Source organism: Spirochaetota bacterium, assembly GCA_038043445.1.
Lineage (GTDB): Bacteria > Spirochaetota > Brachyspiria > Brachyspirales > JACRPF01 > JBBTBY01.
On the sequence record JBBTBY010000040.1, the window covers coordinates 1 to 5,954 of the forward strand.

The window sequence follows — 5,954 nt, forward strand, 5'->3', positions numbered from 1 at the left end:
CGCAAGTCGTGAGACAGCGGCTGCCTCGAAATAAACGATGCGAATATCGCGCATCACTTCCGCTTTGGCAAGAACGGCCTTGTATTTTGCAATGGATGCCTCGCGCGATTTGATGCCGCCCTTGAAGAACGTTTTCAGCGGAAAATCGAGCATCTGGCCGACGGAGAACTTGTTCTCACCGCTCGTCATATACTCATAGCCGGCCGTAGGATTGGCGGGAAAATATGACGGCAGGACTTCCGCGGCCTTTGCCGAATATTCTTTCTCCGCTGCGAGCACCTTCGGGTTTTGACGAAAGGCATTCGAAATGAGGCTTTGCAGATCGCCGTCCGCATACGCGAAGAGGGCGGGTATCAGGATGAATACATATCGTATGCTGTTCATACTTCCTCCAGAAGTGCCGGATCGATGGGTATCCGATGGTCTTTTCAGTGGAGTATCAACAGCGCCAGTTGCAATACGTTTTGAATCGGTGTTCGAGCAGATATATCTTTTCGAGGGCAGCGGATACAGGCGCTGAAAGCAATATCCTCGAGGATGATCTCAATTGAGCGGCGGATTCTGTCGCCTGATCATCATGGGCGGTAACTGATGCGATAGCCTCATCGGTGCATGAGCACATCGATTGTGCGCCCTGGCTCTCGCAAGCGTGTGCTGCGCAGCAGCTTTCGACAGCGGTGGTGCAGCATGGCCCTGCGCTGAAAAGGCGAACAGCCACTGCTGCTACCAAAAGCATGTATACCAATCGCGTTCCCATACCTCTAGTATAGTAATCACCGGGGTGGAGGTCAAGCTGGTCGGTAATACAGATACAATTTTTCCGCAGGTACTTGACAATTTGTTCAGTGAATGATATAGTCCCTGCTGTTCGGTGAATCACTCTTACGCTTGCAAAAGATAAAGAGAGATCTTCGCATCCGCGGAGGCTCTCTTTTTTGTTGGCCGACGTCAGGATGACGTCGGTGAGCACGAGCCAAGCGTGCGGCACGCGTGGCACAAGGATGTGCCAGCTAGCGGCGGCCAAGGACGGCCTAGCCGCTACGGATGCCGCAGCTGGCGGCGCCCATGCGTGCGCCTATGGCGCAGCCCGGCGGCAAAGCCGCTATGGGATGGGCTAAAGCCGCTACGGATGGCGATTCGTGCGAACGGAGAGGAGATGGGCGGAGAAACACTCGACGATAATGCGCTCACGAATGCACTTGTGCTCGATGTGGACGCGCGTCTTTCGGGTACCGGCATACGCATGGTAGCATGCGCCGTTTCGCGCTCGAAGCACGGCAAGGAAGTGCATGCATCGATACTGAAGAAGCCGGCGGTGTCGCACGATGACTGTGTGCTCGCCACCGGCCATATTCAGGAGGCTTTGCGCGCTCACGGCGATGACCCGGACGGGTTCACGATATCGGTGAGCTCGCCGGGGCTTACGCGGGTGTTGAGGACGGAGCGCGAGTATGCGCTCTTCGTCGGCGCGCCGGTAATAGTATTCCTGACGCCCGAGGGCGAGGCGCTCATGCAGTGCGCCGAGGTCACGGGGACGATAGAAGGATATGCGGACGATACGGCAACGATACGGCGTGCGGACGGTACGGCGGCAACGCTTCCCCGCACGGCGGTACGATCGATGAAACTGCATTACGATATATAAGATACGGAGGACGTCATGTTCGAGAATTTCGGTGAATACCTCGGCCAGCTGTCGGAGGAAAAAGAGATAAGCCGCGACCTGTTGAAAGAGGTCGTCGTGGAGACCCTGTCAAAGGCGCTCACGAAGAAATACGGCGATGATATCACCTTTCACATCGAGTTCGATGAGAAGGATAATCCCATCATGTATAAGCAGGTCTCCGTGGTGGAGACGATAACCGATGCGCGCAAGGAGATAACCCTTGAGAACGCAAAGGAGATAGTCGACGGCGGCGATGTGGCGATAGGCGAAGAGGTGTGGCTCATACTCGACGGCGTGAAGGAATTCGGCCGCATCGAGTCCAATATCGCGAAGACGACGTTCTTTCAGAAGATCGGGGAACTGGAAAAGAACATCATCTATAATGAATTCAAGCGCCGCGAGCATCAGCTCGTGAACGGCTATTTTCAGCGCGAATATAAAGGGACGATATACATCAATCTCGGCAAGACCGAGGGCATACTGCTCAAGCGCGATCAGTCGCCGCGCGAGCATTACAATGTGGGCGACCGCATACGCGCGTATATCTACGAAGTGGACAACAGCCGAGCGGGGCATCCGGCGATATACCTTACGCGTACGAAACCCGACTTCATTAAGAAGCTGTTCGAACTTGAGATACCGGAAGTGTCCGAGAATATCGTCGAGATACGCGGCATAGTCCGGCAGCCGGGCGTAAAGACGAAGATAGCGGTGTTCTCCAATAAGTCCGAGGTCGATCCGGTCGGCGCCTGTGTCGGGCAGAAGGGCGTGCGCATCCAGGCCATCATCAAGGAGATCGAGGGCGAGAAGATAGACATCATCAAATGGACGAAGGATATCCGCGAGTTCATATCCAACGCGATACAGCCGGCGAAGGCCACACGTGTGGTGATAACCGATCCGCAGAACGGCAAGGCGTTGATAATCGTCCCGGACGATATGCTTTCGCTCGCCATCGGCAAGGGCGGCTTCAATATACGCATGACCTCGGAGCTCACGGGTTATCAGATCGACATAAAGACCGAAACGGATATCAAGACGAATCCCGAGGTCGTCGAAGGGCTCATCTCCGCGAACCAGATATTCTCCGGCGGCGATGCCGAGGGTGACGAGGCGGCGTCGTTCGGCGATGAGCGCTCGAATCTCTATTCGCTTGAAGGCCTCGAGGAAGATACGATACAGGCGCTCCTGCGCGCGGGCATCGACTCCATTGAAACGCTCTACCATCTTACGCCGGACGATATGGCGAAGAAGACGAACCTCCCGAAAGAGACCGTCGAGCGCATTGTCGCCGTGCTCAAGGAAAGCGTCGAGGTGGTTGAGGACGAGGACGCGGCGCGCGATGCAGCACGCATAGAAGAGGGTGTCGTTGAAGAGATAGAGATCTACGAATGTCCCAACTGCGGGCACGAAGTCGCTCAGAACGTGACGAAATGTTCGAATTGCGGGATTGAAATTAGCTTCGAATAGTGTAGTATAGCGTACACGAGGCGGGAGAACGCATGACCGGTAGCGAAAAAAATCACGGGGAAAAGCCGAAAACGGAAAGCGGACGTGTGCCGCCGAAGATCATAAAGATAAAGAAAGAGTCCGTTGAAGTAAAGCCGGAAGAATCGCATTCGAACATTGCGAAGAAAAAGGTCGTCGTCAAGAAGAAAAAAGTTTTTATCGTCGGGAAGCAGGAAGGGGAGGCTGACAGTGAGAAAGCGACCCCCGCGACACCGGCTCCGGCGAGCGCACCGCAGCCCGAACGTCCCGCATTTCGTCCGGCTCCGGGCGGCACTTCCGATAATCGCGGCGGGAGTACGGGCTATCGCGGTCCCGGCACGGGCGGAACAGGGGGCTATCGCGGTCCTGGTACCGGCGGCGGGGGCTATCGTGGTCCCGGCACGGGTGGAACGGGCGGCTATCGCGGCCCCGGTGGCGGCGGGGGATATCGCGGACCTGGCGGCGGCGGAAAGATAATAATCAAGAAAGAGGATCTTGCGAAAGCGCGTGCTTCTGCGGCGGCAGCCGGCGGAGCACGTCCGGCACGTCCTGCCGGCAGTTTCAGGAAGAAAGAATTCGACAAACGCAAACAAGGGTTCGATTTCAAGGCACGGGAGAAGGCCATACAGGAACAGCGCGTCCTTGATAAGATAGCGCAGAAGAAGCGTCAGCAGGAGTCGCGTCTGACGTCGGTACCCAAAGAGGTAGAGATACTTGAGACGATAAGCGTCGGCGACCTTGCGAAGAAAATGAACCTCCGCGCGGCCGATATCGTGGCGAAATTCTTCTCCATGGGCACGGTAGTGCGCGTCAACGATATCATCGACAAGGATTCCGCAACGATACTCGCGGATGAGTACGGCTGCAAGGTCAAGGTCGTTTCGGTGCACGACGATGCGACGATATCCATCATTGCGGATGATCCCAAGGACCTGGTCCCGCGGTCGCCCATCGTCACCATCATGGGCCATGTCGACCATGGGAAGACATCACTCCTTGATAAGATACGGAGCACCAACGTCGTCGCCGGGGAATCGGGCGGCATCACGCAGCATATCGGCGCCTATAAGGTGCGTGCGAAGAACGGCGAAATAGCGTTCATCGATACGCCCGGCCACGCCGCATTCACCATGATGCGTGCACGCGGCGCGAAGGTGACCGACATCGTCGTCCTTGTCGTCGCTGCGAATGACGGCGTCATGCCGCAGACGATTGAAGCCATCAATCATGCGAAATCGGCGAAGGTGACAATCATCGTTGCCGTCAATAAGATAGACCTCCCCGATGCGGACATTGAGAAGGTCAAGCGCCAGCTCTCGGAGCATGAGCTCATCGCCGAGGACTGGGGCGGGCAGACCTTATTCGCCTTTGTCTCCGCACATACCGGAGAGGGCATCGAGAAATTGCTGGAAATGATAATACTCCAGTCGGAAGTGATGGAACTCAAGGCGAACCCCAAGCGCGAGGCCGTCGGCACCGTGCTCGAGGCATCGCTCCATGTCGGTCGCGGGCCGGTCGGTACCGTGCTCGTGCAGAACGGAACGCTCCATGTCGGCGACTATTTCATAGCCGGCATGCATGGCGGGCGTGTGCGTGCCATGTTCAACGAGCGCGGCGAGAAACTGGACGTGGCGCTGCCGTCGACACCGGTTGAAGTGCTCGGTTTCGAGGATACGCCGGAAGCGGGCGACAGTTTTCATGTGCTCACCGGCGAACAGGACCTGCGCACCATCGCCGAGAGCAGAAAACATGTGCGGCAGGCGGAAGCGGCGAAGACCGTCGTCAAGGTCACGCTGGATAATCTCTTCGATCAGATAAAGGAAGGACAGGTCGAGGAATTCAAGGTCATTATCAAGGCGGATGTGCAGGGCTCGGCGGAAGCGTTGAAGGAAGCGCTCGGCAAGCTCTCGAACGACAAGCTGCACTTCGTTGCCGTGCACAGCGGCGCGGGGGCGATAAGCGAATCCGATGTTCGTCTTGCGGAGACATCAAAGGCGATGATCATCGCCTACCGTGTGCGTCCTGAGAACAGGATAAAATCGCTCGCCGAGAAGTCGGGCATAGAGATCAAGCGATTCGACATCATCTACGAGGCTATTGAGTTCATAGAAGCGGCCATGAAAGGGTCCATCGCGAAGGAATATCAGGATGTCGATGTCGGCACCGTGGAAGTACGCGAAGTGTTCAAGATATCGAAGATCGGCACCATCGCCGGCTGCTATGTGACGAGCGGCAAGATCGAGCGTACGAACGGTGTGCGCATCATGCGCGATAATGTGCTTGTATATAAGGGAAAGATCGCATCGCTGAAACGCTTCAAAGAGGACGTCCGCGAGGTCGTACAGAATTTTGAATGCGGCCTTTCCATAGAGAATTTCAACGATATCAAGCAGGGCGATGTCATCGAGGCGTTCGCCGTTCAGGAAAAGGCACAGTAAGTTCGGGGCTATCGTATACGGAGCACACCGTCGCGTTCCGATAGCATCCCGTCATTGACGAGCGACGTTATGATACGCCTGAGGCGTTCGTGATCGGGACATATGCGGTAGAGGTCCTTTTTTACGGCACGTTTTGTCCTGATCATCTCCCGCACTATCGCACCGCGTATCTGTCTGTCCGAGCCTGCAAATGCGCTTTGACGCGTGTGATGTGCGCTTTTCCGCGATGGGTTGCCGTGGAGCTTCTTCAGATGTGTGCCATAATCCATGAGCGCTGAATACCATGAGCGCGGGTCCTTCGTGTCGAGCGAGGCCTCGATGAGCGGCAGCAACGCATCGTCGCGTACGTTCGCTTTTCCGTT

The 5,954-nt window shown here is 56.3% G+C and carries 5 protein-coding genes; 3 read left to right on the forward strand and 2 right to left on the reverse strand.

Annotation, left to right across the window (positions count from 1 at the left end):
• The coding region (locus tag AABZ39_06075; protein ID MEK6794322.1) for a hypothetical protein at positions 1-384 on the reverse strand (384 nt) is incomplete at its 3' end.
• A 772-nt stretch (positions 385-1,156) separates the two neighbouring features.
• On the opposite strand from AABZ39_06075, the gene AABZ39_06080 reads away from it, so the two are divergent.
• The 3 genes from AABZ39_06080 to infB are packed head-to-tail and all read left to right on the forward strand — an operon-like array spanning position 1,157 to position 5,592.
• Positions 1,157-1,645 (forward strand): hypothetical protein, encoded by a 489-nt coding sequence (locus AABZ39_06080; GenBank protein MEK6794323.1) that lies wholly within the window; start codon positions 1,157-1,159, stop codon positions 1,643-1,645.
• Positions 1,646-1,660: 15 nt separating this feature from the next.
• Positions 1,661-3,136, forward strand: coding sequence for a transcription termination factor NusA (gene nusA, locus AABZ39_06085; GenBank protein ID MEK6794324.1), 1,476 nt, complete (start codon positions 1,661-1,663; stop codon positions 3,134-3,136).
• 32 nt (positions 3,137-3,168) lie between these two features.
• Entirely contained in the window at positions 3,169-5,592 is a 2,424-nt protein-coding gene (gene infB / locus AABZ39_06090; GenBank protein ID MEK6794325.1) for a translation initiation factor IF-2, read from the forward strand.
• Positions 5,593-5,600: 8 nt separating this feature from the next.
• Here the strand turns inward: infB and AABZ39_06095 are convergent.
• On the reverse strand, positions 5,601-5,954 hold a 354-nt coding region (locus AABZ39_06095; protein MEK6794326.1), incomplete at its 5' end, for an A/G-specific adenine glycosylase.

Excerpts from the sequence above, each read along its gene's own strand:
- AABZ39_06080 (MEK6794323.1), top strand. The coding sequence starts at position 1,157 with ATGGGCGGAGAAACACTCGACGATAATGCGCTCACGAATGCACTTGTG.
- nusA (MEK6794324.1), top strand. The coding sequence starts at position 1,661 with ATGTTCGAGAATTTCGGTGAATACCTCGGCCAGCTGTCGGAGGAAAAA.
- infB (MEK6794325.1), top strand. The coding sequence starts at position 3,169 with ATGACCGGTAGCGAAAAAAATCACGGGGAAAAGCCGAAAACGGAAAGC.